Origin of the sequence: Actinomadura bangladeshensis, assembly GCF_004348335.1 — a bacterium.
Lineage (GTDB): Bacteria > Actinomycetota > Actinomycetes > Streptosporangiales > Streptosporangiaceae > Spirillospora > Spirillospora bangladeshensis.
Genome location: NZ_SMJW01000110.1, coordinates 1 through 26,232 on the forward strand (window position 1 = coordinate 1; position 26,232 = coordinate 26,232).

The 26,232-nt window shown below is 73.7% G+C and carries 24 protein-coding genes; 11 read left to right on the forward strand and 13 right to left on the reverse strand.

Features of this window, described 5'->3' with window-relative positions:
* The coding region (locus tag E1284_RS21395) for a DHA2 family efflux MFS transporter permease subunit (protein ID WP_207923872.1) at nucleotides 1-1,403 on the reverse strand (1,403 nt) is incomplete at its 3' end.
* A 94-nt stretch (nucleotides 1,404-1,497) separates the two neighbouring features.
* Here E1284_RS21395 and E1284_RS21400 point away from each other — a divergent pair.
* From E1284_RS21400 to E1284_RS21415, 4 genes are all read left to right on the forward strand, one after another.
* On the forward strand, nucleotides 1,498-2,079 hold the full coding sequence (locus E1284_RS21400; RefSeq protein WP_131941639.1) for a TetR/AcrR family transcriptional regulator: 582 nt from the start codon (nucleotides 1,498-1,500) through the stop codon (nucleotides 2,077-2,079).
* Between the two features lie 152 nt (nucleotides 2,080-2,231).
* Complete coding sequence (locus E1284_RS21405) at nucleotides 2,232-2,708, forward strand: MarR family winged helix-turn-helix transcriptional regulator (RefSeq protein ID WP_243714647.1); 477 nt, start codon at nucleotides 2,232-2,234, stop codon at nucleotides 2,706-2,708.
* 97 nt (nucleotides 2,709-2,805) lie between these two features.
* Nucleotides 2,806-3,897 carry an NAD(P)/FAD-dependent oxidoreductase gene (locus E1284_RS21410; protein WP_131941641.1) on the forward strand — a complete coding sequence of 364 codons (1,092 nt, stop codon included), beginning with the start codon at nucleotides 2,806-2,808 and terminating at the stop codon, nucleotides 3,895-3,897.
* Between the two features lie 30 nt (nucleotides 3,898-3,927).
* Nucleotides 3,928-4,689, forward strand: a complete 762-nt coding sequence (locus tag E1284_RS21415; RefSeq protein ID WP_131941643.1) for an LLM class flavin-dependent oxidoreductase — start codon at nucleotides 3,928-3,930, stop codon at nucleotides 4,687-4,689.
* A 108-nt stretch (nucleotides 4,690-4,797) separates the two neighbouring features.
* Here the strand turns inward: E1284_RS21415 and E1284_RS21420 are convergent, their stop codons facing one another.
* Entirely contained in the window at nucleotides 4,798-5,586 is a 789-nt protein-coding gene (locus E1284_RS21420; RefSeq protein ID WP_131941645.1) for a class I SAM-dependent methyltransferase, read from the reverse strand.
* 50 nt (nucleotides 5,587-5,636) lie between these two features.
* Here E1284_RS21420 and E1284_RS21425 point away from each other — a divergent pair, with 50 nt between their 5' ends.
* On the forward strand, nucleotides 5,637-6,224 hold the full coding sequence (locus tag E1284_RS21425; protein ID WP_131941647.1) for a TetR/AcrR family transcriptional regulator: 588 nt from the start codon (nucleotides 5,637-5,639) through the stop codon (nucleotides 6,222-6,224).
* Nucleotides 6,225-6,345: 121 nt separating this feature from the next.
* Here the strand turns inward: E1284_RS21425 and E1284_RS21430 are convergent, their stop codons facing one another.
* Nucleotides 6,346-7,086 (reverse strand): FkbM family methyltransferase, encoded by a 741-nt coding sequence (locus tag E1284_RS21430; protein WP_131941649.1) that lies wholly within the window; start codon nucleotides 7,084-7,086, stop codon nucleotides 6,346-6,348.
* Nucleotides 7,087-7,177: 91 nt separating this feature from the next.
* Between E1284_RS21430 and E1284_RS21435 the strand changes: the two genes are divergently transcribed.
* Nucleotides 7,178-7,690: a SigE family RNA polymerase sigma factor gene (locus E1284_RS21435; RefSeq protein ID WP_165965359.1), complete on the forward strand. Its 513-nt coding sequence runs from the start codon at nucleotides 7,178-7,180 to the stop codon at nucleotides 7,688-7,690.
* Nucleotides 7,687-8,898, forward strand: a complete 1,212-nt coding sequence (locus E1284_RS21440; protein WP_131941653.1) for a TolB-like translocation protein — start codon at nucleotides 7,687-7,689, stop codon at nucleotides 8,896-8,898. Before E1284_RS21435 ends, E1284_RS21440 begins: the two co-directional genes overlap by 4 nt.
* Before the next feature lie 42 nt (nucleotides 8,899-8,940).
* On the opposite strand, the gene E1284_RS21445 is transcribed toward E1284_RS21440, so the two are convergent.
* The 4 genes from E1284_RS21445 to E1284_RS21460 all read right to left on the reverse strand — a co-directional run bounded on the left by E1284_RS21445 (nucleotide 8,941) and on the right by E1284_RS21460 (nucleotide 14,656).
* Nucleotides 8,941-10,089 (reverse strand): acyl-CoA dehydrogenase family protein, encoded by a 1,149-nt coding sequence (locus E1284_RS21445; protein ID WP_131941655.1) that lies wholly within the window; start codon nucleotides 10,087-10,089, stop codon nucleotides 8,941-8,943.
* Between the two features lie 4 nt (nucleotides 10,090-10,093).
* Entirely contained in the window at nucleotides 10,094-11,017 is a 924-nt protein-coding gene (locus E1284_RS21450; RefSeq protein ID WP_207923874.1) for a hydroxymethylglutaryl-CoA lyase, read from the reverse strand.
* Nucleotides 11,018-11,093: 76 nt separating this feature from the next.
* Nucleotides 11,094-13,034, reverse strand: a complete 1,941-nt coding sequence (locus E1284_RS21455; RefSeq protein ID WP_131941658.1) for an acetyl/propionyl/methylcrotonyl-CoA carboxylase subunit alpha — start codon at nucleotides 13,032-13,034, stop codon at nucleotides 11,094-11,096.
* Between the two features lie 8 nt (nucleotides 13,035-13,042).
* On the reverse strand, nucleotides 13,043-14,656 hold the full coding sequence (locus E1284_RS21460; protein ID WP_131941660.1) for a carboxyl transferase domain-containing protein: 1,614 nt from the start codon (nucleotides 14,654-14,656) through the stop codon (nucleotides 13,043-13,045).
* A gap of 88 nt (nucleotides 14,657-14,744) precedes the next feature.
* On the opposite strand from E1284_RS21460, the gene E1284_RS21465 reads away from it, so the two are divergent.
* Nucleotides 14,745-15,335, forward strand: a complete 591-nt coding sequence (locus E1284_RS21465) for an SACE_7040 family transcriptional regulator (protein ID WP_131941662.1) — start codon at nucleotides 14,745-14,747, stop codon at nucleotides 15,333-15,335.
* On the opposite strand, the gene E1284_RS21470 is transcribed toward E1284_RS21465, so the two are convergent.
* Both E1284_RS21470 and E1284_RS21475 read right to left on the reverse strand, forming a co-directional pair.
* Nucleotides 15,332-16,681 carry an extracellular solute-binding protein gene (locus tag E1284_RS21470; protein WP_131941664.1) on the reverse strand — a complete coding sequence of 450 codons (1,350 nt, stop codon included), beginning with the start codon at nucleotides 16,679-16,681 and terminating at the stop codon, nucleotides 15,332-15,334. The two genes, E1284_RS21465 and E1284_RS21470, sit on opposite strands and share 4 nt — an antisense overlap.
* On the reverse strand, nucleotides 16,678-18,780 hold the full coding sequence (locus E1284_RS21475; RefSeq protein WP_131941666.1) for a vWA domain-containing protein: 2,103 nt from the start codon (nucleotides 18,778-18,780) through the stop codon (nucleotides 16,678-16,680). The genes E1284_RS21470 and E1284_RS21475 overlap by 4 nt, the downstream gene beginning before the upstream one ends.
* A 244-nt stretch (nucleotides 18,781-19,024) precedes the next feature.
* On the opposite strand from E1284_RS21475, the gene E1284_RS21480 reads away from it, so the two are divergent.
* Nucleotides 19,025-20,575 (forward strand): AMP-binding protein, encoded by a 1,551-nt coding sequence (locus E1284_RS21480; protein WP_131941668.1) that lies wholly within the window; start codon nucleotides 19,025-19,027, stop codon nucleotides 20,573-20,575.
* A gap of 77 nt (nucleotides 20,576-20,652) precedes the next feature.
* Nucleotides 20,653-21,987, forward strand: a complete 1,335-nt coding sequence (locus tag E1284_RS21485) for a chromosome segregation ATPase (RefSeq protein WP_131941670.1) — start codon at nucleotides 20,653-20,655, stop codon at nucleotides 21,985-21,987.
* A gap of 114 nt (nucleotides 21,988-22,101) precedes the next feature.
* Here the strand turns inward: E1284_RS21485 and E1284_RS21490 are convergent, their stop codons facing one another.
* Genes E1284_RS21490 through E1284_RS21505 form a run of 4 tightly spaced genes read right to left on the reverse strand, consistent with a single transcriptional unit; the run spans nucleotide 22,102 to nucleotide 25,602 of the window.
* Nucleotides 22,102-22,773: an adenosylcobinamide amidohydrolase gene (locus tag E1284_RS21490; protein ID WP_341770408.1), complete on the reverse strand. Its 672-nt coding sequence runs from the start codon at nucleotides 22,771-22,773 to the stop codon at nucleotides 22,102-22,104.
* A 30-nt stretch (nucleotides 22,774-22,803) separates the two neighbouring features.
* The gene (locus E1284_RS21495) at nucleotides 22,804-23,574 is read right to left on the reverse strand and encodes an ABC transporter ATP-binding protein (protein ID WP_131941672.1); all 771 of its coding nucleotides are present in this window, start codon (nucleotides 23,572-23,574) and stop codon (nucleotides 22,804-22,806) included.
* Nucleotides 23,571-24,644: a FecCD family ABC transporter permease gene (locus E1284_RS21500; RefSeq protein ID WP_131941674.1), complete on the reverse strand. Its 1,074-nt coding sequence runs from the start codon at nucleotides 24,642-24,644 to the stop codon at nucleotides 23,571-23,573. Before E1284_RS21500 ends, E1284_RS21495 begins: the two co-directional genes overlap by 4 nt.
* Before the next feature lie 25 nt (nucleotides 24,645-24,669).
* Nucleotides 24,670-25,602, reverse strand: a complete 933-nt coding sequence (locus E1284_RS21505) for an ABC transporter substrate-binding protein (protein ID WP_481726191.1) — start codon at nucleotides 25,600-25,602, stop codon at nucleotides 24,670-24,672.
* Between the two features lie 280 nt (nucleotides 25,603-25,882).
* Here E1284_RS21505 and E1284_RS21510 point away from each other — a divergent pair.
* Nucleotides 25,883-26,232: TetR/AcrR family transcriptional regulator (locus tag E1284_RS21510; protein WP_243714648.1), on the forward strand; the 350-nt coding region annotated here is incomplete at its 3' end.

The window sequence follows — 26,232 nt, forward strand, 5'->3', positions numbered from 1 at the left end:
GGCAGGAGCAGGCAGAGGGGGAGGGCGGCGGCGGCGAAGGCCGCGGACCACCAGAAGGCGGCGCCGAAGCCTGATGCCTGCGCCGCGGACGTGTCGGCGCCCGCGGAGGTGCGCTGCAGGATCACGAAGAGCAGGGCGGTGCCCGCGGCGCCGCCGACCTGCTGGGCGACGCGGCTGATGCCCGCGCCTTGCGGGATCTCGTCGGGCCTCAGCCCGATGAAGGCGGCGCCGGTGATCGTGATCATGGCGGCTCCCAGCCCGATGCCGCGCACGAACAGTACGGCCATCAGCATGCCGTTGCCGGTGGTGGCGGTGACGAAGCCGAACGGCACGGTGGAGGCGAAGGTCAGGGCGAACGCGGCGATGGCGACCGGCCGCGGGCCGAAGCGGTCCATGTACCTGCCGGCCAGCGCGCGGGAGACGAGAGTCCCGACGCCTTGCGGGATGAGCAGGAACGCGGCGCCGAGTGCGGACTCGCCGCGGACCTGCTGCCAGTACAGCGGCAGCAGCAGCGTGGTGCCGTACAGGGCGGCGCTGGACAGGAGGACCAGCAGCGTCGACGAGGTGAGGCTGCGATACCGGAACAGCCTGATGTTGAGCAGGGCGTCCGGGCCGCGCCGCAGCGCCCAGCCGACGTAGCCGAGCAGGAGGGCGAGCCCGGCTGCGAGAGGCGGCGCGACCTTGGAGTCGCCGAGGCCGGTGGTTCCGGTGACCTGGGTCAGGCCGTAGATGGCGGCGGCGATGCCGGGTGAGAGCAGCAGCATGCCGACGATGTCGAGGCGGGGACGGGCGCTCGGCCGGTCTTCGGGCAGGTTGCGCCAGGCGAGGATCGCGCCGACGGCACCGAACGGGACGTTGACCAGGAAGATCCAGCGCCAGTCGCCCAGGTGCAGGATGAAGCCGCCGATGACGGGGCCGAGTACCGGGCCGAGGGCGGTGGGCACGGTGACCAGGGACATGACCTTGCCGATGTCGCGGCCCCCGGCGGCCTGCATGATCAGCGTGAACATCAGCACCATCATGATGCCGCCGCCCAGGCCCTGGACCACCCGGAAGATGATCAGGCTCGCGGCGCTCCACGCGGAGGCGGCCAGCAGCGACCCGAGCAGGAAGAGGGACAGGGAGGCGATCCACAGGCGCTTGCCGCCCAGGACCGCCTGGAGCCGGCCCACCGCCGGCATCACGGTGGCCAGGGCCAGCAGGTAGGCGGTGCTCACCCACTGGACGGTGGCCAGTGGGGCGTGCATCTCCCCGGCGAGGCCGTCGATGGCGACACTCATGATCGTGGTGTCGAAGATGACGGCGAACGCGCCGACGATCAGCGTGAAGGTCATGCGCCGCAGGGCGGGGTCGAGGGCTTGCGCGGGGCCGGACGGCGCCTCGGCGCTGTCGTCGACGGCCATGGGAGACTCCTTAAGGTAGGGCGTCTATCTTATGGCCGCCACTGTACGTCGCTGGAATAGAGTAGGCAAATCTATCTAAGGAGGCTGGTTGCGGATGGCCGAGCGGCGCCGCGGGGCGGCACTGGAGAAGGCTCTCCTGGACGCGGCCTGGGAAGAGCTCACCGCCCAGGGCTACGCCAGGTTCACCATGGACGCCGTCGTCAAGCGCGCGGGCACCAGCCCGTCGGTCCTGTACCGGCGCTGGTCCGACCGCGACGAACTGGCCCGCGCCGCCATCGCCCACCGCCTGCGGCAGATGATCCTCCCGGTTCCCGACACCGGGAGCCTGCGCGAGGACGTCCTCACGCTCTTGCGGGAGATCAACGCCACCCGCGCCCAGCTCTCCACCACCATGTACGCGCACCTCGCCGCCCACTACCAGGCGACCGGAACCCGTCCCGGCGACCTGACGGACCCCACCGAGACCGGCCGCAAGGAAGCCGTCGATGCGATCTTCGACCGTGCGATCGAACGCGGCGAGGTCGACCCGCGGCACCTCACCGAGCGCATCAGGTCCCTCCCCTTCGACCTGCTGCGCCACGAACTCCTGACGACGTTCGCCCCGGCCGACGACCACACCCTCGAAGAGATCGTCGACACGATCTTCCTCCCCCTGGTCGCTCACCGCGCCGCCTGATCCGGCCCGCGACGCGGGCCGGCCGGTATGCCCTGGCGACGCACTGCGAACTTGAGGTGGAGGCGTGATCGCCCGCGGGCGGGCTCGGCGCTCCGTCGGCGCGGCGCGGGCGGTCCCGTGGTAGTTCGCTGCGCGAACTGTATGCTGGTCGCGTGGGCAATCAGGGTGACGGGCGGATCGGAATCGTGTCGGCGCTGGTGCGGGGCGCCTTTCTGGTGAATGCCGTCTATGCCAAGTCGGCGCGCGAGTACGGCATCACGTCGCAGCAGGGGCAGTTGCTGTGCATGCTGATGGCCCGGCCGCGGGGGATGAGCGAGCTCGGCGGGATGCTGGGGCTGGCCAAGTCGAGTCTCACCGGCCTGGTCGACCGCACCGAACGCAACGGCCTGGTGCGGCGCGAGCCGGATCCGCAGGACCTGCGGGCGGTACGGGTCGCGCTGACCCCGCGGGGCGGCGAGCTGGCGGCCGATTTCTACGCCGAGACCTGCCGCCGGATCGAGGAGTTGCCAGTGGGGCTCGGCCCCGCCGAACGGGACGCGCTCGCCGGGCTGCTCGGCCGCGTCGTGCTGGACAACAAGGTCCCGGTGGTCTTCGAGGAACCGGGTGAAGGGGGCGCGTCCGGCTCCTGAGAGACGACCTCCCGCGACCTGGAGGGTTGTGGTTCGTAATGCGAACTAATATCGTTCGTAGTACGAACTCAATCCTTCTTTGCGGGGGTGTGGCGTCATGGCTCGTACGGTTGCCGTCATCGGCGGAGGTTATGGAGGTTCAGCCGTCGCCAAGGCGCTGGACGCGGAGGCCGACGTCGTCCTGATCGATCCGCGGGACGCGTTCGTCAACGCGGCGGCGTCGTTGCGGGCGCTGACCCGGCCCGACTGGGCGGAGAACATGTTCTTCCCCTACGACACCCTGCTCGCGCGGGGCACGGTGATCCGCGACAGGGCCGTATCGGTGGATCCCGGCGGTGTCGCGCTGGCGTCCGGGCGGCGCATCGAGGCGGACTACCTCGTTCTCGCGTCCGGTTCCAGTTACGCGTATCCGGCGAAGCCCAACGCCGACTCCACCGGTGAGGCGCTGGACGACCTCCGCCGCACGCACAAGGAAGTGGCCGGTGCCGACCGGGTGCTGATCACCGGTGCCGGGCCGGTCGGTCTGGAGCTGGCCGGTGAGATCAGGGACGTCTGGCCGGACAAGCGGGTGACCATCGTCGATCCGGCCGCGGAACTGCTGCCCGGCTTCGAACCGGAGATGCGCCGTGATCTGCACCGCCGGCTCGACGAGATGGACATCCGGCTTCGGCTGGGCACCGGCCTCGCGGCGCCGCCGGCGACCGAGCCGGGACGGGCCGGGACGTTCACGGCCACCACCGACGGCGCCGAGGAGATCACCGCCGACATCTGGTTCCGTGCCCACGGGGTACGGGTCAACAGCGGCTACCTGTCCGACGGGCGGCTCACGACCCGCACGCCCCAGGGGCAGGTTCCCGTCACCGACACTTTGAACGTCCACGGGCACGATCACGTCTACGCGGTCGGTGACATCACCGACGTCCCCGAGACCAAGCGGGCCTCGTATGCGATGCAGCACGCCGAGGTCGTGGCGGACAACATCACCGCCCAGCTGCGCGGCGAGCGGCCCGCGGCCGTGTACCGGGCCGCGTCCATCCCCATGATCTTCCTGCCGCTGGGGCCGCACGGAGGGGTGGGCCAGCTGCCCGGGCCCGGCGGCCCGACCGTCGTGCCGGTCACGACGGTCATCGAGAACAAGGGCACCGACCTTTTCACCGGGCGCTTCGCCCAACTGTTCGGCACCGCCTGATCCGCGGAGGAGGAACGATGTCGACACCCGATGTCGTGTTCGGTAGGGCGCACGCGGCACATCTCCGGGTTCGCCAACGTCTCCAACCTGCCGACCCGGCCGGCGCCCATGCTGGCGCGGACGGTGACGTCGCTGGTGGCGCTGTCCGGCGGCCGCGTCGTCCTCGGCATGGGCGCGGGCGGGCGTTGGGACCGCATCTCCGACATGGGCGTGCCGCGGCTGTCGCCGGGCGACGCCGTGGACGCCTTCGAGGAGGCGGTCATCCTGGTCAGGAAGCTGTCGGGCGGCGGTCCGCCGGTCACCCACCGCGGCCGCCACTACCGGGTGAACGAGATCGCGCCGGCCCCGGTGGCCGCGCCGCCCGTCTGGACCGGATCGGTCGGCCCGAAGTCCCTGGCCGCCACCGGCCGGGTGGCGGACGGCTGGATCCCCGGTCACGCGGCGGACTGGCTCAGCGAGCGCTACCGGACGTCCCGTCCGGTCATCGACACGGCAGCGGCGGCGGTGGACCGCGATCCACGCGAGATCCGCACGGTCTTCAACCTTCCCGGACGCATCACCGACCGGCCGCTGCCCGCCAGGCGCGACCGCGACGGCCGCTGGATCGGCGGCTCCGCCGGGCAGTGGGCCGATGAGCTGACCGAGGCCGGGCTGGAGCATGGCGCAGCCGGATTCACGCTCTTCTCGCCCGGAGGCGGGATGCAGGACCTCGCCTCCCTGGCCGGCTGGGGACAGGAGATCGCCCCGGCCGTGCGCGAAGCAATCGCGAAAGAGAACGGTGCGCGCCGCTAGCATGATCGTCTGTCGCGGACGATGGGGACCGCCGGCTTCGTCGGGCAGACCGGTGATCTGGACATGCCGGCCAGGCCGCCGTTCCTGATGTTCTCGGGACGCGGTCGGTCATGGTTCGCGGAGCGCGGTGGCGACGACGGTGGTGTAGCCCATGGTGAAGGCGCCGCCCGCCGCGTCGATGGCGGCGCCGATGTCGGCGAGGATCTGCTGCCGCCTGTCCGCCGGAACCCGGGAGTGCAGGCCGAAGGTCGGGACCTGCTCCAGCCATTCGCCGCGGGTGTAGCGGCGCTCCCAGGGGAAGCGCCACTCCTCCGGCTCGCCGAAGCCGCCCGCCTCGCGCATGCCGTCGGACGCCTTGTCGCACATCAGCGAGTACGCCTCGGGGCCGGGCAGCGGGCGCTGGAAGAGCGGCGAGTCCGGCATGGCGCGGCGGTACGCGGCGGCCATGGCGTCGCCGAGGCCGGACGGGGGCCGGAACGAGTGCCAGAACACCGCCAGGCGCCCGCCGGGGCGCAGCGCCCGCGCCGCCTTGGCCGCGCCCGCGACCGGGTCGACCCAGTGCCACGCCTGGCCGGCGACGACCGTGTCGAACGTCCGGCCCGCCGGGTCCCAGTCCTCGATCGCGGACACCTCGACCGGGACGCCGGCGCGTTCGGCCAGTTCCGCCATGCGGGCGTCGGGCTCGACGCCGAGGACGCGGCACCCGGCCGCCTGGAACTGGCGGGCCGCGATGCCGGTCCCGCATCCGACGTCGAGGACGTCCGGCCCGGCGGCGGCGAGCCGCGCGACGAGGGCGTCCGGATAGCTCGGGCGCGTCCGGTCGTAGCGCTCGGCGTCCGCGCCGAACGACTCGGCCACGTCGCGTGCCCGATGGGGCTCGTTGGATAGAGTGGGCATGTGCCCACCATAGTGGGCGCTTGCCCACTCGTCCAGGGAGAGGATGCGCGGTGCCGACAGGGGTGGCCCTCCGGGACGTCCGCGAGCAGCTGTTCGACGCCGCCGAGCGGATCCTGCTGCGGGACGGCCCGAGCGCGCTGACCAGCCGCGCGGTCACCGACGAGGCGGGCGTCGCCAAGGGCGTCCTGCACCGCCACTTCGCCGACTTCGACGCCTTCCTGGCCGAGTTCGTCATCGACCGCGTCGACCGGATGGACCCGCAGGCCGCCGAGCTGCGCGCGTCCGCCGGGACGGGCACGGTCGGCGGCAACCTCACCGACGCGCTGACGGCGCTGTTCGAGTCGGTCGCCGTTGCGATCGTCCCGCTGGTCACCTTCCGGACCCAGTTGCGTGTTCTGCTGCGGCGGACCTGGCCCGCCGGCGTGCCCGTCCTGACGGAGGCGGTGGGCGTGATCGAGTCCTACCTCGCCGCGGAGCGCGACCTCGGCCGCCTCGCCCCGGGCGCCGACGTCGAGACGCTCGCCCCGACCCTGATCGGCGCCGCGCACCTGCTGTTCGCCGACCGCTCCGCCCCCCGCCCGGAGCGCGCCGCCGTCCAGAGGATGGTGTCCACGGTCATCGCCGGTTCGCTCCGGTGACCGCTACCCGGGAGCGGTCAGCGTCCGCCCCCCGTGCTGCGTGTCGGTGGACTCGCGGACGGGCATCCGCTGGCTGGATTACGACCCCGACCGTGACCGAGCTCCCCGGAGAACCCGCCTCTTACCCGCGCAGCCGGGCGTAGACGTCGCCGGAGCGGCCGCGCGGCCGGATGCGCTCCAGTTGCCGCCGCAGTCCGGTCGCGTCCAGCCACCGGGGACTGGCCAACCGCATCGTCTCGATGGGGGAGTAGTTGTACTCGTACGAACCGAGCCGCTCCACGATGCCCAGCACGTCCAGGGACGCATCGTGCGCCGACGGGATGTACTCGAACGACAGCGCCCGGACCGGCTGGGACAGTCCCGCGAGGACGTCCGCCTCGAAGCCCTCCACGTCGATCTTGCAGAAGGCAGGCACGCCGTGGGCCGCGATGAGATCGTCCAGCGTGGTCACGCCGACCTCGGCCGAGCGGTCCCAGCGGACGCGGGCGAAGCTGCTGTCCGCGGTCACCGACTCGATCCACCCGGGCGACATGGACGACACCGTCGGCGTGGCGCTGGACAGGGCCAGCCGAGCCTTCCCCGGCTCGGCCCCGGCGGCCCCCGCCACGATCACGACGTCCCGGTCGCGGCCGTAGAAGAGCCGCAGGACGCGCAGGCAGTCGGGCTGCGGCTCGACCGCGACCACGCGCGCCCCCAGCCGCCGCCACACCCGCACCCGGCCGCCCACGTGCGCGCCGATGTCGAAGGCCACGTCGCCGGGGCCGATGAACTCGCCGTAGAGCCGCCTCGCGCGCCGGTGCCTGCCCGGAACCCCGTAGTACATGACCAGCGACCGGGCGATCCCGTAGGCACGCAGCAGCATCCGCCGACCTTACCGCGCCCGTCCCGCGCGAAGGCGCATGCAACAGAATCATGGGCCCGCGCGTCCTGGGGACGATGGGAAGGACGGCTCATTGGACGACGACGTCGTGACGTACGAGGCATTCGTGGAGAGCCGTGCCCAGGCTCTGCTGCGCTACGGGTTCGTCCTCACCGGGAACGCCGATGACGCGGCCGACCTGCTGCAGGAGGGGCTGATCAGGCTGCGCGGCGCCTGGGGGAGGGTCGTCAACAAGGACGATCCGGAAGGCTACGTCCGCAAGATCATGGCGCGGCAGCACATCAGCACGTGGCGGCGGCGCAGGCGCGAGCACCTCGTGGGCAGCGTGCCGGAGCGGCACTACGACGACCGCGGGCTGGAGCGGGCCGAACGCGATCCGCGGTTGTGGGAGTCGCTGACGGCGCTTCCGCGGCGGCAGCGGGCGGTCCTCGTGCTCCGGTACTACGAGGACCTGTCGGACGAGGAGATCGCCCGGACGCTCGGCGTTTCGCGCGGGACGGTCCGCAGCCAGGCCGCCCGCGCGCTCGGCAAGCTTCGCGCGGAGTGGCATCCGGCCGCCGCGCCCACGGCGGGAGGGGCACCATGACCGACGAACTGGACACCGCGGTGCGCGGTGCGCTGACGGCCGCGGCGCGGGAGGCGCCGGCCGTTCCGGCGGGACTGCTGGAGCGGGTCGAGGCGGGGCACCGCAGGCGGCGGCGCCGCCGGACGGGGGCCGCCGCGCTCGCCGTCGCGGTCGTCCTCGGCGGGACCGGCACGGCCGGCGCGCTGCTGCGGTCCGGTGACCGGCCGCCGCCCGCCGCCGCGGCGGGCGAGCTGAAGCCGGTGCCGCGCACCGGCCTGGGCACGCCGGTCAAGGTGCGCGACACGTGGCCGGACGCCGTTCGGAGCGTTCCCGGCCGGCTGCCGAACGGGCGCGAGCTGCACCCGGTCGAGCTGCTGGACGGCGACCGGCTGGTGGGGGCGACGTGGTCGTCCCTGCAGCGCCCCGACAAGCTCTGGTCCTACGACCTCGGCACCGGCAAGGCCGGCGTGATCACCGACATCGTGGTCCCGCGCGGTTCGAGGGTCTTCGCGTCCGACTTCGCGATCGGCGGCGACCGGGTCGTCTGGTGGCTGTCGTACCGGGTGGACGGCCGCGACACGGTCGAGATCTGGGCAGCGCCGATCGCCGGCGGAGCCGCGCACAAGATCACCGGGATGCCGGGGTCGGTCGTGTCGACGCTGCTCATCGACGGTGACACGATCGTTTGGGGGATGAGCGGCGGGGTGTACGAGATGCCGTTGCCGGGCGGCGTGCCCGCGAAGATCCCCGGGTCCGGCGGCTTCGGGATCATCTCCTGGCCCTGGATCGGATCGCCCGCGTCCCCGGGGGGCGAGGCCGGGGACACCGAGTACCGGTCGCTGTGGAACGTGCGGACCGGCGAGCGCCGCAAGGCCCTTCTCGCGCCGTTCAAGGCACCGTGGTCGTGCGGCGTGATCTGGTGCGTCGCCGGCCGCCCCGACGTGGGGACCGCCGTGCAGCGCAGGGACGGAAAGGCCGGCAGGGTGCTGCCCGACGGGTTCATGGCGACCATGACGGGAGTCGTCTACGGACGCTTCGTCCCCTACCTCCCGGAAGGGCCGGCGACGAAGAACCACGTCCTGTACGACGCCGACACGGGCACGCTGCTCGACACCGGCATACGGCGGGGGAACGAGGTCATGGGACCGGCCCGGAACGACCGCGACCCGCAGCATTTCTTCGTGCACGAGAACGGAACGATGCTGCTGGACCTGTCGAAGATCCGCTGACCGGTGCGGCCGGCCCGCGCGTGCGGGCCGGCCGCGGCGCAATCAGGACGGCGGGAGGCCGAGCGCGCGGGCGATCAGCATGCGCTGCACCTCCGAGGTGCCCTCGCCCACTTCGAGGATCTTCGCGTCGCGGTAGAAGCGGCCGACCGCGTACTCGTTCATGAACCCGTAGCCGCCGAAGACCTGGGTGGCGTCGCGGGCGTTGTCCATCGCGGCGTTGGACGCGACCAGCTTGGCGATCGCGGCCTCCTTCTTGAACGGCTCGCCGCGCAGCATCTTCGCGGCCGCCGCGTAGTAGGCGAGCCGGGCGGTGTGCGCCCGCGTCTCCATGTCGGCGATCTTGAACTGCATCGCCTGGTAGCGGCCGATCTCCTTGCCGAACGCCTCCCGCTCCCGGACGTAGCGGAGCGACTCGTCCACGCAGCCCTGCGCGAGGCCGACCGACAGTGCGGCGATCGCGATGCGGCCCTCGTCCAGGATGCGCAGGAACTGGGCGTAGCCCCGGCCGCGCTCGCCGACCAGGTTCTCGGCGGGGACCCGCACGTCGTCGAACGACAGCTCGCGCGTGTCGGACGACGACCAGCCCACCTTGGAGTACTTGCGCCCGACGGTGAAGCCGGGCGTGCCGTTCGGGACGAGGATCGTGGAGATCTCGTTCTCGCCGGTGAACGCCGTGACGGTGACGAACGCGGTGATGTCGGTGCCGGAGTTGGTGATGAACGCCTTCGACCCGTTGATCACCCAGGAGTCGCCGTCCAGCCGGGCGGTGGTGCGCATGCCGCCGGGGACGTCGGAGCCGCCGCCCGGCTCGGTCAGCCCGAACCCGGCGAGCCGCTCGCCGGAGGTGAGCAGCGGCAGCCAGCGCTCCTTCTGCTCCTGCGAGCCGAAGCGGTAGATCGGCATCGCGCCCAGCGAGACGCCCGCCTCCAGCGTGATCGCCACGGACGAGTCGACGCGGGCGAGCTCCTCCAGGGCGAGGCACAGCGTGAAGTAGTCGCCGCCCATGCCGCCGTGCTCCTCGGGGAACGGCAGCCCGAACAGGCCCATCTTCCCCATCGCGGCGACGATCTCGTACGGGAACTCGCCGCGCTCGTACAGGTCCCCGATGACGGGGGCGACGCTCTCGCGGGCGAACCGCTCGACCGTGCGCCGCAGCTCCTCCTGCTCGTCGCCGAGCGTGAAGTCGATCATGGTCCTACTCCGATTCCGGGGACAGTGCCTGGACGACGCGGGACGGGCTGGGGCGCCCCAGATGCCCGGCCATCCAGCGGCTGGTGGAGACGAGCTTCGCGAGGTCGACGCCGGTGTCGATGCCGAGCCCGTTCAGCATCCAGACGAGGTCCTCGGTGGGCAGGTTGCCGGTGGCGCTCTCGGCGTACGGGCAGCCGCCGAGCCCGCCCGCCGACGCGTCCACGACGGTGACGCCCGCCTGGAGCGCGGCGAGGGTGTTGGCGAGCGCCTGCCCGTAGGTGTCGTGGAAGTGGACGGCGAGCCGCTCGGTGCCGATGCCCGCCTCCACGAGCGCCCCGATCAGCGCGGTGACGTGGCCGGGCGTGCCGACGCCGATCGTGTCGCCGAGGCTGAGCTGGGAGCAGCCCATGTCCATCAGGCGGGACGCCACGGACACCACCTGCGGGATGGGGACGTCGCCCTCCCACGGGTCACCGCACACCATCGAGACGTAGGCGCGCACCCAGAGGCCCTCGGCGCGCGCGCGGTCCACGACCGGGGCGAACATCGCGAGGGACTCGTCCACCGTGCGGTTGAGGTTGCGGCGGGCGAACGTCTCGGTCGCGCTGCCGAAGACGGCGATCTCGGTGACGCCGTTGGACAGCGCCCGCTCCAGGCCCCGCTCGTTCGGGACGAGGACCGGATAGCGCAGCCGCGGCGAGCGCGGCAGGATGTCCAGGAGCTGCTCGGCGTCGGCGAGCTGCGGAACCCACTTCGGGTGCACGAAGCTGGTCGTCTCGATCGTGCGCAGGCCCGCGCCCGCCAGCCGGGTCACGAACTCGGACTTGACGTCGACCGGGACGACCGCCTTCTCGTTCTGCAGCCCGTCCCGCGGCCCGACCTCGTAGATCGTGACCCGCTCGGGGAGCCCGGACAGGGGAACCCGCATCGTCATGCTCTCCTTCCTGGGGGGCGACCCCCAGACCCCCGGGTCGGGAGACCCGACGATCCTCGCTTCGCCGCGGTCATCGTGCCTCCTCGATGACGGCCAAGACCGCGTCCAGCGCGACCTGCGCGCCCGCGCGGACCGGTAGTTGCGCCACCACGCCGGCGAGCGGCGCGGTGACCGTGTGCTCCATCTTCATCGCCTCGACGACCACGAGCGGCTGCCCGGCCTCGACCCGGTCGCCCTCGGCCGCCTTCACGGCCAGGACCGTCCCCGGCATCGGGCTGCGCAGCACGCCGTCGCCGGCGGCGGCCGACGCGGCGCCGCCCTCGGCGCGGACGTGCTCGCTCAGCGCCCACGCCCGCCCGCCGCGGCCGAGCCACAGCGTGCCGCCGTCGCGGGCCGCCGCGAACGAGGTCGTCCTTCCACCGTAGGTCAGGACGAACGGGCCGGTCAGCGCCGCGGCGACCGGTTCGCCGCCGCCGATCGCGACGCGCGCGGACGCGGCCCGGCCCTGGACGCGGACCTCGACCGGGTCACCGCCCGACGGCGTGATGATCCACGGCGCCCAGGCGTGCGCGCCGGGGCGCCAGCCGTCCGGAACGTCCCACGGGTCGTCACCGGACTCGAGGGCGCGCATCCGCTCCAGAGCGGCGGCGGCGAGCACCTCGGGCGGGACGGTGTCGCCCGAGGTCAGCTCGTCCAGGGCGCGCTCGACCAGGCCCGTGTCGAGGTCGCCGGACACGACCGAGGGGTGCCCCAGCAGGGCCCGCAGGAACGCAACGTTCGTCGGGACGCCCAGCAGCGTGTACGAGGCGAGCGCCCGGTCGAGGCGGTGCAGGGCCTCGGCGCGGTCGGCGCCGTGGACGATCACCTTGGCGAGCATCGGGTCGTAGGAGCCGCCGACCTCGGTGCCGACGTCCAGCCCGGAGTCGACGCGGACGCCGCCGGGCTCGCTCAGCGCCAGCACGCGCCCGCCCGTGGGCAGGAAGCCGCGCGCCGGGTCCTCGGCGTAGACGCGGGCCTCGATGGAGTGGCCGTCGAGCCGGACATCGTCCTGCGTGAACGGCAGCGGCTCGCCGCAGGCCACCCGGAGCTGGAGTTCCACCAGGTCGAGGCCCGTGACCAGCTCGGTGACGGGGTGCTCGACCTGGAGCCGGGTGTTCATCTCCATGAAGAAGAACTCGTCCGGGCGGTCGGCGGAGACGATGTACTCGACCGTTCCCGCGCCCACGTACCCGACGGCCTGCGCGGCGGCGACGGCGGCGGCGCCCATCCGCGCGCGGGACGCCTCGTCCAGCAGCGGCGACGGCGCCTCCTCGATGATCTTCTGGTGCCGGCGCTGCAGACTGCACTCGCGCTCGCCCAGGTGGACGGCGCCCCCGTGCGCGTCGGCGAAGACCTGGATCTCGATGTGCCGCGGGTTCTCCACGAACCGCTCGGCGAGCAGCGTGTCGTCGCCGAACGAGCCGCGCGCCTCGCGGCGGGCGGACGCGATCGCCTCCGGCAGCTCCGCCGCGTCCCGGACGAGCCGCATGCCCTTGCCGCCGCCGCCCGCGGACGGCTTGAGCAGCACCGGCAGCCCGATCTCCAGCGCGGCGGCCTCCAGCTCGGCGTCCGAGAGGCCCGGCTCGTCCCGCCCGGGGACGACCGGGACGCCGGCCGCCGCCACGGTCCGCTTCGCGCGGATCTTGTCGCCCATCGCGTCGATCGCCCCGGCCGGCGGGCCGATGAACACCAGCCCCGCCTCGCCGCACGCCCGCGCGAACGCCGTGTTCTCCGCCAGGAACCCGTACCCCGGGTGGACGGCCGCCGCCCCGGAGACGCGAGCCGCCTCGATCACCGCCTCGCTGTCCAGGTACGACGGGATCCGCAGGGCCTCGTCGGCCTCCCGCACGTGCCGCGCCCCCGCGTCGGCGCCGGTGTGGACCGCGACGGAGCGGATGCCGAGCCGCCGCAGCGTGCGGAACACGCGGACGGCGATCTCCCCGCGGTTGGCGACCAGGACGCTGTCGAACATCAACACCCTCACATCCGGAAGACGCCGTAGCCGACCGGCTCCAGCGGTGCGTTGGCGGCCACCGACAGCCCGAGCCCCAGCACGCGCCGGGTGTCGAGCGGATCGATCACTCCGTCGTCCCACAGCCGCGCCGTCGAGTAGTACGGGTTGCCCTGCGCCTCGTACTGCTCGCGGATCGGCGCCTTGAACCCCTCCTCGTCGGCGGCGGGCCACTCCTCGCCGCGCGCCTCCATCTGGTCGCGGCGGACGGTCGCGAGGACGCTCGCGGCCTGCTCGCCGCCCATGACCGAGATGCGGGCGTTCGGCCACATCCACAGGAAGCGCGGCGAGTACGCCCGGCCGCACATCGCGTAGTTGCCGGCGCCGAACGAGCCGCCGATGACGACGGTGAACTTCGGGACGCGGGCGCACGCGACGGCGGTGACCATCTTCGCGCCGTGCTTGGCGATGCCGCCCGCCTCGTACTCGCGCCCGACCATGAACCCGGTGATGTTCTGCAGGAACACCAGCGGGACGCGGCGCCGGTCGCACAGCTCGATGAAGTGCGCGCCCTTCTGCGCCGACTCGCTGAACAGGATGCCGTTGTTGGCGACGATCCCGACCGGGTGCCCGTGGATGCGGGCGAACCCGGTGACGAGCGTGGCGCCGTACTCCTTCTTGAACTCCTGGAAGCGGCTGCCGTCCACGATCCGGGCGATGACCTCGCGCACGTCGTAGGGGGTGCGCGAGTCGGGCGGGACGATCCCGTACAGCTCGGACGGGTCGGCGGCCGGCTCCTGCGAGGGGACGACGTCCCAGGGGCGCGGCTCGCGCGGCCCGAGCGTGGAGACGATGTCGCGGACGATCCGCAGCGCGTGCGCGTCGTCCTCGGCGAGGTGGTCGGTCACGCCGGAGGTGCGGGAGTGCAGCTCGCCGCCGCCCAGCTCCTCGGCCGTCACGACCTCGCCGGTCGCGGCCTTCACCAGCGGCGGCCCGCCGAGGAAGATCGTCCCCTGGCCGCGCACGATGACGGCCTCGTCGCTCATCGCCGGGACGTACGCGCCGCCCGCCGTGCACGAGCCCAGCACCGCCGCGATCTGCGGGATGCCGAGCCCCGACATCGTGGCCTGGTTGTAGAAGATGCGGCCGAAGTGCTCGCGGTCGGGGAACACCTCGTCCTGCCGGGGCAGGAACGCGCCGCCCGAGTCGACCAGGTAGACGCAGGGCAGCCGGTTCTGCAGCGCCACCTCCTGCGCCCGCAGGTGCTTCTTCACCGTGACGGGGTAGTACGTGCCGCCCTTGACGGTGGCGTCGTTGGCGACGACCACGCATTCGCGGCCGGAGACGCGGCCGACCCCGGTGATGATCCCGGCGCCCGGCGCCTCGTCCCCGTACATGCCGTCCGCGGCCAGCGGCGACAGTTCCAGGAAGGGCGAGCCGGGGTCGAGCAGCGTGTCGACCCGGTCGCGGGGGAGCAGCTTGCCGCGCGCGACATGCCGCTCGCGGGACCGCTCGGAACCGCCGCGCCCCGCCCGGTCGACCCGGTCGCGCAGCTCGGCGACCAGGGCCTCGTTGTGCGCGGCGCTCGCCTTGAACGCCTCGCCCGCGACGTCGGCGCGGGTGCCGATCTCGGGTCCGCCCATGCCCCCTCTTCCGGTTAACGGTCATTAACAATGCTCGGCGCAGACCGATGTTAACGCTGATTAACAACTCTAGTCTAGACTGCCTCGCATGACCTCCCAACGGGCCGAGCAGCTCGCCGGCGCGCCGAACCCGCGCCGCGCCGAGATCCTCGGCGCCGCCGCCGAGCTGTTCGCGCGCCGCGGCTTCCACGGAGCGTCCATCGGCGACCTCGGCCGCGCGGTCGGGCTCACCGGGCCCGCCCTCTACCGGCACTTCAGCGGCAAGGAGGCCGTGCTCGCCGAGATGCTCCTCGACATCAGCGAGCGGCTGCTCGCCGAGGGCGTCCGCCGCGCCGCCGACCCCGACCCCGCGCGCGCCCTCGACGCGCTGCTGCGCTGGCACATCGCGTTCGCGCTCGACAACCCCGCGCTGATCACCGTGCACGAGCGGGAGCTGGACAACGTCCCCGAACCGCAGCGGCACCGCGTCCGCCGGCTGCAGCGCGCCTACGTGGAGGAATGGGTCGCCGTCCTGCGCCGGCTGGCCCCCGGCCTGCCGGACGACCGGACGCGCGCCGCCGTCCACGCCTGCTTCGGCCTGCTCAACTCCACCCCGCGCAGCGCCACCGGCCTCGACCGCGACGCCATGGGCGACCTCCTGCACGCCATGGCCCGCGCCGCCCTCGAAGGCGCCCGCTAGCAGGACGCGGTGCGCCCGTCCAGGGACCGCTCGACCGCCCGCGCGAACGACTCGGCGTCCGTTCCCGCCCGGTCGAAGATCTTCTGGACGCACCCCCGGAACGTGCCGGTGAACGTGCTGTAGTGCGGCGTCACCGGTCTCGGCGCGGCCCGGCCCAGCGCGGTCACCACGGCCCGTCCCAGCTGCGTGAGCTGCTCCTCGTCGGGCAGCTCGACCTCGCCCGGCCCGGGCACCTGCCCGGTGAGCGACGAGCACGCCCGCACCTTCACATCGGCGGGGGAGTGGCGGCCCGGCGACAGCCCGAGCGCCGAGTAGCGGCCCGGCGCGAAGCCCCCGCAGGAGAACAGCAGTCGCTGGCTGCCCGTCCCGCTCAGGAACTCCACCAGGTCGGCGGCGTCATCGGGGTTGGGGGAGTGCTTCGACACGGCGAGGTTCTGCCCGCCGAGGACGGTGCGCCCGGGCAGCGCGGTCACCCCGAACCGCAGCCGCGCACCGTCGCGCATCCGGGGCTCGGACGCGAGCGCCGAGAACGCGTACGGCCAGTTGCGCATCAGCCCCGTCCCGGACGCGAACGCCTCGATGCTCTGCGACTCCCCGTACTGCCGCGACGCCGCGAGCGGCCCGTGCACGCGCGGCGCCAGCCGGGCGAGCGCCGGGTACACCTTCGTCCGGAGGTCGTCCTCGCCCGGGCGGTCCGCTCCCGTCAGGCGCCCGGCGCCGCCGTCGTTCCACACGGCCTCCAGCGCGTTCACCGTCAGGCCCTCGTAGTCGGCGAGCTGCATCGCGATGCCGGCCGTGAGGAGCCCCGGCCACGCGGCCGGCGGCGTCACGCCCTCCCGGTAGTAGAGCAGGCCGACGTCCACATTGAACGGGACGGCGTACTGCTCTCCGTCCCACTCGCCCGTCCGCAGCGCGGCGGGGAAGAAGTCGTCGAGATCGTCGATGCCGTCGAGCGGGCGCAGGTAGCCGGCGTCGGCGAACTGCGCCGTCCACGTGTTGTCCATGATGAGGACGTCGTAGGCGCAGCCGCCGGACTCCTCCACCGCCTTGATCTGGCTGTGCTGGAGGTCGGTGGACTCCGACACCTCCACCATCGTCGCGTGCGGGTGCGGGCGGCCGTCCGGGTAGCGGCCCTCGTTCCACTGCCGGATCAGCGCGCGCCGCTGGTTCTTCAGGCTGACGTCCGTGCCGCCGGCGACGAACAGCTCGGACCGGTCGCAGCCGCCCTTCATCGCCGGATACGACGCGTCCGGCCACAGGACCACGACCAGCCAGGCCGCCAGCACGAGCGCGGCCCCCGCGGCGGCGCTGACCCAGGCCCTCCGGCCGTGCGGCAGTACTCTCATCGCAGCTCCGAGAGCAGTTCGGCGGCCTGCTCGGCCTCGGGCGCGTCGGTCAGCGCCACGCAGCCCTTCCCGTCCTCGGGGCCGAGCGCGGCCACGATCTCCTTCACCGGCGAGGAGCCGCACGTCGCCGGGCCCGTCAGCACCACCGTCAGCCGCACCCCCGGATGCCGCTCGCGGAACTCGCCCGACAGCCACCTCACCCGCGATCCGAGCGCCGGGTTGCCGGCCGGGCTCTGCCCGTCGGTGACCAGGATGAGCTGCTGCCTGCCCGGCCCGAGGTCCGCCGCCGCGATCGCGTCGCTGAGCGGCTGGTCGGCGCCGCCGGACGCGACCGCCTGCAGCCGGCTCGTGATCGCGTTCTTCTGGTCCGGGGACGCCGCGTCCCGGGGGACGTTGCCGAACGTCTCGGGGCTGGACGGCGACGCCGTCGCCGACGACACCTGCAAGCCGGCCCGGTCGTTGCTCTGCAACTGCGACACCAGGCTGCGCAGGAACGACGTCCCGCGGGCGAGGCGCGAGCCGCCGCGCGCCTGCGCCGCGCCGCCCATCGACCCGGACACGTCCAGCATCAGCGACACCGACGTCCGCGGGCGGGCCGCGCCGATGCGGTTCAGCGTGTCCTGGACGCCCTCCGGCGGCTGCAACCCGACGACGGTCGGCATCACGCGGTTGCCGACGATGCCCTGCAGCCGCGACAGGTAGTAGTGCCGGGTGTCGCCCTCGCGCGCGGGCGGGATGACGCCGCGGTCGTCGCGGAAGCCCTGCAGGGTCAGCGGGTTGCGGTCCAGCCAGCGGCGGAAGGCGGTGACCGCCGCGTCCCGCTCCCGCGTGTCCTGCCCGCGCCACCTGACCTGGACGAACGGGTAGTCCAGCGTGGGCAGGTCGGTCGCGTAGTAGGGGTGCAGGCGCCAGTCGGCGTACGGGGCGGCGTCCGGGTCGACGGCGCCGCAGCGGTCGCCGAGCGGGCGCCCGAGGTCGTAGTCGTGCAGCACCTGCTCCGGCACGGCGACCGCGATGTCGTCCGGCGGGTCGGACTGCTGCGCGGCGGCCCGCTCGCGGAACCGGCACAGCAGCGACACCGCGTCCGGCGCGACCAGGTCGGCGGGCTCGGCGAACCGCTCGTCCGCCGCGTCGCCGCCCGGCGTCGCGCCGTACAGCGCGGGCGTGACGGCGAGCGCCGCCGCCGACGTCTCCGGGACGGGACGGGCGATCGCGCGCAGCCGCACCCCCGCGTCCGCGACCCGCTCCAGCAGCGCCGCCGTGCTCGGCGCGATCGGCGCGGCGATCGGGTCGGCGACGGACTCGTGCGCCCGGGTGAACAGCGCCAGCACCAGCGGCGACGTCCCGACCGAGCCGCGCACCCGGAACACCGGGTCGCCCTTCCCGGACGGCGCGCCGCTCCCCGCCGTCGCCGCCGCGGTCTGGCCGGGTCCCTTCGGGACGAAGTCGTACTCCGCCGTCGACGACGGGATCCAGATGTCGGGCTGCGGGCCGAACAGCTGCTGGTCGTCGGCGTGGCCGGCGTCGGCCGCCTCGCTGCGCCGCCACAGCAGCCGGAACCCGTCGTACAGCGGGACGGGCCCCGCCTCCGGGACGACCGTGACGCCGTACTCGCGGCAGCCGCGGTCCTCGCTGTCGTCGGCGAACTCGGCGGCCGCGGCGCGCAGCGCCGTGAGCGTCTCCGGCGCGGTCAGGACCCGCAGGTCGAGCGGCTGCCCGCAGGAGCCGGTGCGCTCGTGGAGCCGGACGGCGCCCGTCCCGGCGAGCAGGACCAGCGCCATCACCGCCGCCCCGCCGAGGCCCCAGGCGAGCGTCGCGCCGCCCCACCGCAGCGTCCGCGACACGCGTTCCAGGACGGCGTGCGCCATGCGCGGGTAGAAGGCGAACAGCGCCCCCGTCAGCACCGCGACGACCAGCAGCGTGACGGCCGCGTTCAGCCAGAAGGCCCCGTGCACCAGCGTCACCCCGATGCTGACGATGACGGTGGAGCACAGGTCGAGGAACATGACCTGCAGGAACCTGCGGAGCCAGGGCGGGAGGCCGTCCGGGCGCTCCGGCGGCCGCGACCGGCCGCCCTGGCCGCCCTGCGGTCCCGTCATGCACGCCCCATCGCCGCGTAGGTCTCGATCCTCGGCCCCCGGCTGACCGAGTTCATGATACGTAACCGGGCCGTCGCAGTCAGGTGAGTTGACTGTCCGGGGTCGGACGATCCGCTCGCGCGCTCCCGCCCGCCGCCTCGCCGTCCGCGCCCGTCGCCGGAGTCTCTTGACGTACCGCCAGCAAGGCGGGTCAGATGGATCCCGAGGTCGCCCGGCCATCAGTCCCGGACAGAGGAGATGCCGTATGGGTGTCGAGGGTGTCGGCTTCTACGAGATCGCACGGAACGACCCGGACCGTCCCGCCGTCCTGGCCGACGGCGGGACGGTGGCGTACGGCGAGCTGCACGCCGAGGTGAACCGCCTCTCGCATGCGCTCGGCGACATCGGCCTCGGCCCCGGCGACGTGCTGGCGACCGTCCTCGGCAACCGCCGCGAGTTCCTCACCGCCATGCTGGCCGCCATGCAGTCGGGGCTCTACCTCGTCCCCGCGAGCCGGCACCTGACCACGCCCGAGATCGGCTACATCCTCGCCGACTCCGGCGCCAAGGCCGTCATCACCGAGAGCGCGTTCGCCGCCGCGGTGTCGGCCGCCGCCGACGAGGCCGGCATCCCCGCGGAGGGACGCGTCAGCGCGGACCCGGCCGAGGGGTACCGCCCGATGGCCGCGCTGTGCGCCTCGGGCGGTGCCGAGCCGCCCGCCAAGCGGCAGATGGGCTCGGTCATGCTGTACACGTCCGGGACGACGGGACGGCCGAAGGGCGTCCGCCGGCCGCTGCTCGACATCCCGCCCGAGATGCTGTTCGAGGTCATGCGGGGCACGCTGATGAAGCACCTGAGCCTCGAACCCGGCGACGACGAGGTGCACCTCGTCGCCGGCCCGCTGTACCACTCGGCGCCCTGCGTCCACGCGCTGATGGCGCTCAGCCTCGGCCACGCCGTCGTCGTCTCCGGCCACTTCGACCCCGAGCGGACCCTGGAGCTGATCCAGCGGCACCGCGTCACCAACGCGCTGATGGTGCCGACCATGTTCCACCGCATGCTCGGGCTGCCCGACGACGTCCGGGCGAAGTACGACGTCTCGTCCTTGCGGCAGGTGTTCCACACCGCCGCGCCCATCCCACTGGAGACCAAGCAGCGGATGATGGACTGGTGGGGGCCCGTCCTCTACGAGTACTACGGCTCCACCGAGAGCGGCCCCGTCGTGGTCGCCGCCCCGCACGAGTGGCTCGCCCACCCGGGGACGGTCGGGCGCGCGGTCGAGGGCGTCCAGATCAAGATCCTCGACCCGGAGGGCGCGGAGCTGCCGCCGGGGGAGACCGGCCTGATCTACGCGAGCGGGCAGCCCGGCTTCGAGTACCACGACGACCCGGACAAGACCGCCGCGTCCATGCACGGCGACTTCTACACGCCCGGCGACCTCGGCCACCTCGACGCGGACGGCTGGCTCTACATGAGCGACCGGCGCACCGACCTCATCATCTCCGGCGGCGTCAACATCTACCCCGCCGAGATCGAGGCCGTGCTGCTGCAGCACCCGGCGGTCGGCGACGCCGTCGTGATCGGTGTCCCGGACGAGGACTGGGGGCAGTGCGTCGTCGCCCTCGTCGAACCGGCCGAGGGCGCCGAGCCGGGCGGCGGGCTGGCCGCCGACCTGCTGGAGTTCTGCGGGCCGCGGCTGGCGAAGCTGAAGCACCCGCGCCGGATCGAGTTCCGCGCCTCGCTGCCGCGCACCCCGTCCGGCAAGCTCAGCCGCCGCCGCGTCCGCGAGGACTACCTGGGGAAACGCTCGGACTGACCCCGTGGGGGCGCGCCGATCGAGACTCGCCGCGGGAAACGTCGAACGCCTCCCGCGCCCCGTGCGTACAACCGCACATGGAAGACCAGAAGGTCGCCCCGCTCGACGACGTCGCTCCGACCACCGCCGCCCCGACGAAGACCGACCTTCCCGTCATCACCGACCCGGCCGCCTACGCCGAGGGGGAGGCCGCGTCCGGCGGCGGTCCCGGCGAACCCGGCCCGGCCGCCGATGACGACCGCGCCGGGATCGCACGCCTCGGTGACCCGGTCGCGGTCTGGCCGTGCGCCGGCTGCGGACGGCCCGTGCCGCAGCCGGTGCGCGGCGCCCGCACCGTCCGCTACTGCCAGGACGGCGGCGGCGCGTGCGAGCGGGCCGCGCGGGAGGCCCGCGAGCGGGGGCTGGAGTCCCCGGGGCTCACCGGGCAGGTCGCCTGGGCGTGGGAGATGGTCGACCGGCTGGAGGGCGTCGCCGACCGGCTCGCCGGCTCGCTGATGTCGGAGCTGAGCGTCGCCGGCGTCGAGCGGCGGGTCGCCGACGCCCGCGCCGACGCCGCCGGGCACATCGCGATCGCGCAGCGCGAGCGCGACGCCTCGCAGCGGCAGGCCGAGCTGGCGTGGCGGGAGACGGCGACCGCGCGGGCCCGCGCGGAGGCCGCCGAGCAGGAGGCCGCGTCCGCCCGCGCCACGGCCGAGCGGCTCGCCGCCGAACGCGACGCCGCCCGGCAGGAGTCGGCGGACGCCAAGGACGAGGCCGAGGCGGCGAAGGCGGCCCGGCTCGCCGCCGAACGCGAGCGCGACCGCGTCGCGTCCCGCGAGGGGGAGCTGCTGGCGTCGCTGGAGAGCGCGCGGTCCGAGCTCGTCGCCCTGCACGGGCGGGTCTCGCAGGCCGAGACGCTGGTCGAGGGGCAGCGGGTCGAGGCCGCCGCCGCCGAGCGCACCGCCGAGGACCTGCGCTCCGCCGTCCGCGACGCCGAGGCCAAGCGCGGGCAGGCCGTCGCCGACCGCGACCAGATCCAGGCGCGGGCCAGCGAGCTGGAGCAGCGCAACTGGCAGCTGGCCCGCGCGGCCGACGAGCTGCACGCGGCGGTGCGGGCGCTGACCGCCGAACGCGACGCCGCCCGCGCCGAGGCCGACCGGGCGCGCCGCCGCGTCGACGCGCTCACCGCGCTCACCGACCGCCACGACACCGGGCCCCGCCCGGTCGCCGACCGGGAGCCGCCGACCGGGCTGCACGTGCTGCCCCCGATGAACGGGATGCCCGGGGGCTCCCTGCTGGACGGGGGCGACCCGCTCGCCACCGACCCGCGCCTCGGCCCGCTGAGCCGGAACGGATACCCGGACCGGAACGGGCATCCCGACCGCAACGCGCATCCGGACCGCAACGGACATCGCCTTCCCCATGCCGGCTGACGGTCACGCCGGCGGAGCGACGCACACAGGTAGGAGGTGAGGCCCAAGCCCCCACACTGCACTGGCCCTGAAACCGGCCGCCGTACCGCACCGGGGTGGTACGGCGGCCGGTTGCTAGCCGCGGCCCTCCAGGTAGCGGGCGTAGTCGAGGGCTCCGGCGCGCACCGCCGCGTGGACGGCGCGGGCGATCCGCGCGCCCCAGACCGAGCGCGGACCCGCGAAGACCTCGGGCTCGCCCCCGGTCGTCGCCGCCACGCAGACGGCGTCGGACGCGGTGCCCGTGCAGGGGAAGCCCGCCTCCAGGAGCGCCTGCGTCTTGGCCTCCGTCGCGGTGATCACCGCGTTGACCAGGGCCGCGTCGCTCAGCGGGACGGGCACGGCGACGACGATGTTGACGGTGCCGGGCGTCCAGGCGTCCAGCGGCGCCAGTTCCAGGTCGGGTGCTCCGGCGGGGGACGCCGCCCAGGTCGGAACCCGCAGCCCGACCGTCGCCGACACGTGCACGCCCTCGTCGTCCCGCCGCATCGTGCGGGTGACGGAGGCGGCGGTGAGCATCCCGACGCCGGGGCCGTGCAGGCCGTTGGCCGCCGCCAGCTCCGTCAGGTGGACGACCGGGTCGGTGCGCGAGTAAGCGCCCGCGACCTGCGCGTTCAGCACCCACCGGGCCGGGCCGATGCCGCCGCCCAGCATCGCCGACGAGATCATCCGGTGCTCGGCGCCGGCCCGCCACACCGTCGCGGCGAGGCGCTGCCCGTCCTCCTCGCGCCACACGGTCTCCAGGTTCACACGGTCTCCAGGTTCACGCGGCTCCCGTATTCACGGGCGCTCCAGGGACAGGACCGGCCGGCCGCCCGGCCCGGTGGCGACGTGGACGCGCGCGTCGAAGTGCTTCTCCACGACGGCGCGGGTGAGGACCTCCTCGGGCGTGCCCGCCGCGGCGACCCGCCCGCCGGAGATCAGGACGAGGGCGTCGGCGTACTGCCCGGCGAGGGTCAGGTCGTGGATCGTGGTCACCACGGTCAGCTCGTCCGACAGCCGCAGCTGGTCGACCAGCTCCAGCACCTGCTGCTGGTGGCCGATGTCGAGCGCGGTCGTCGGCTCGTCCAGCAGGAGGACCGAGGTCTGCTGCGCGAGGGCGCGCGCCAGCACGACCCGCTGCCGCTCGCCGCCGGAGAGGTGGTCGAGGGGACGGGCCGCGAAGCCGGTGAGGTCCAGGCGGTCGAGGACCTCCTCGACGATGGCGCGGTCGCGGGCGCTCTCCCGCCCGAGGTGCGGGATGTAGGGGGAGCGCCCGAGAAGGGTGTAGTCGTACACGGTCATGCCGACGGGGAGGTTCGGGGCCTGCGCGGCGTAGGCGACCTTGCGGGCCCGCTGCCTCGGCTTGAGCTTCTGGAGGTCCTCGCCCGCCACGCTGACCCCGCCGCGCGAGGGCACGAGGCCGAGGACCGCGCGCAGCAGCGTCGACTTCCCGGCGCCGTTCGGGCCGATGACCGCCGTCCACGACCCGGCCGGGACGTCCAGCGAGACGCCCGCGAGCACCGGCCGGCCGCCGAGCGCGACGTCCAGGTCCCGCACCCTGACCGTCATGTCTCCACCTGCCTGCGGGACGCGCGCAGCACCGCCACGAAGAACGGGCCGCCGATGAACGCCGTCACCACGCCGAGCGGGAGCTCGCCGGGGCTGATCAGCGTCCGCGCGACCAGGTCCACCACCTCCAGGAACGCCGCGCCGCCGAGCAGCGACAGCGGCAGCACCACCCGGTAGGAGCCGCCCGCCAGCCGCCGCACGATGTGCGGCACGACGATGCCGACGAACCCGATCAGGCCGCTCACCGCCACCGCCGACGCCGTGGCGAGCGACGCCGCGACCAGCACCGTCAGCCGCACCCGCGGCGCCGACAGGCCGAGGCTCGCCGCCTCCTCGTCGCCGACGCTCAGCACGTCCAGCAGCCGGCCGTGCGCCAGCAGGACGACCGTGGAGACGAGCGCGTACGGGGCGACCAGCGCCAGCTGGTGCCAGTCCGCCGAGCCGACGCCGCCGAGGATCCAGGAGAAGATCCGCTGCAGCTCCTCGGCGTTCATCTGCTGGAGGAACGTCTGCACCGCGGCGAGGAACGACGACACCGCGACCCCGGCCAGGACCAGCGTCGCCGCGCCGTTGCGTCCCGCCGTCCGGCCGAGCGCGTAGGCCAGCAGGACGCCGCAGATCGCGCCGGCGAAGGCGGCGAGCGGGACGCCGTAGCCGGGATCGCCGGGCACCAGGACGATCACCAGGGTCGCCCCGACCCCGGCGCCCGCCGCCGCGCCCAGCAGGTAGGGGTCGGCGAGCGGGTTGCGGAACACGCCCTGGTAGCCGGCGCCGGCCATGGCGAGCATCCCGCCGACCAGCGCCGCCATCAGGGCGCGCGGCACCCGCAGCTCGAACAGGACGTTCTCGTCGATCACCCCGAACCCGGAGTCGACGTGCACGAACGGGATCCGGTCGGCGAGCGCCTTCAGGACCCCGGCGACGGGCAGGCCCGCCGCGCCCACCAGCACCCCGGCCAGCAGGGTCGCCGCGAGCAGGGCGGCCGCCACCGCGAGCGGCAGCGGCCGCAGCCTGGCCTGGGCCGGCGCCGCCCGCCGCCGCGCCGGGCGGCGCGGGCGCGTGCCGGTCATGGGCGCGCGTCCCGGAACGCGGGGGTCACTGCACCTTCTGGACGGCGTCGCCGATCGCCTTGACGAACTCGGGCAGGCGGGGCCCCCAGCGGGAGGCGATGTCGTCGTCCAGTTCGACCACGTTCCCGTTCTTCACCGCGTCCAGGTCGGACCAGCCGGGGCGCTTCGCCAGCGCCGCCGCGTTCTGGCCGCAGCACTTGGTGTCGGCGAGGAAGATGAGGTCGGGGTCCTGCTTGAGCACGTACTCGCGGGACAGCTGCGGGTAGCCGCCGGTCGCCTTCTCGGCCTCGTCCGCGACGTTCTGGAGGCCGAACATGCCGTAGACCTGCCCGACGAACGTCTTGGACGTCACCGAGTGCAGCTGGTTGTCGAGCTCGTGGTAGTACGTCGGCTTCTTCGCAGACACGGCCGTGGACGACGCGGCGACCGTCTTCTCGATCTCCGCCTTCATGCCGTCGGTGAGCTTCTTGGCCTCGGCCGCGTGGCCGGTGGCCTGGCCGAGGTCGTTGATCTCGTCGTAGGCGTCGTCCAGCTTGGTCGCGGCCGGCTCCAGCAGGACGGGGATCTTCACCTTCTCCAGCGCCTTCACGACGCCGTTCAGGTCGTCGGACACGACGACGAGGTCCGGCTTGTAGGCGATGATCGCCTCGGCGTTCGGCTTGAAGCCGGACAGCTTCGAGCGCGGCGCCTCCGCCGGGTAGTTCGAGTAGTCGCTGACCGCCACCACCTGCGGGCCGGCGCCGATCGCGAACAGCGTCTCGGTGTGGGTGGGGGAGAGCGAGATGATGCGCTTCGGCCGGGCCGGAACGGTCACCGCGCCGTTCGCCGCCTGGACGACGACGGTCTTCGCGCCGCCCGCCCCGTCCTCGGTGCCCTTGCCACCGTCGCCGCCGCATGCGGCCGTGACCAGGGCGACACCGATCGCCATCACCGCGCCGAGAGTACGTACGGGTCTCACAGAAGCCTCCAGGCTGCCTGGGAAGCCGCGGCCCGCTCAGGACGGATCGCCCTTCCACGAGGTCGATAATCGTCGGCGCGCGAAGGAGGCGACCTGGCTCGGCCACTTCGAGAGGGGCACCACAGTTGCGGGACAGCGCCGGGTTCACACCGGACTTCGCTCCTGGGCGCGCAGCACCGCAACGGTATCAGCCGACGAATCCGCATCTGTCCGGATACTCCGGAGTGAGCACTCACTTCGGTATTGACGGAGTGAGTGCTCACTCCGTACGGTGGAGGGCATGGAGGCCACAAGCCGGCGCCGCGCGCCGGGAATGAGCCCGCAGCAGCGCCGGGAGATGATCGTGCGGACCGCGCTGCCGCTGGTCGCCGAGCACGGCACCGCCGTGACCACCGGGCAGATCGCCCGCGCCGCCGGCATCGGCGAGGCGACGATCTTCCGCGTCTTCGCCGACAAGGACGAACTGCTGGACGCGTGCGTCGCCGAGGCGCTGCGCCCCGACCACGTCCTCGCGGAGATCGAGGCGATCCCGCTCGACCAGCCGCTGACCGCCCGGCTCACCGAGGCGAGCGCCGCGATCGAGGCCTACCTGGCCCGCATGGGCCTGGTCATCGGCGCCCTGCACGCCAC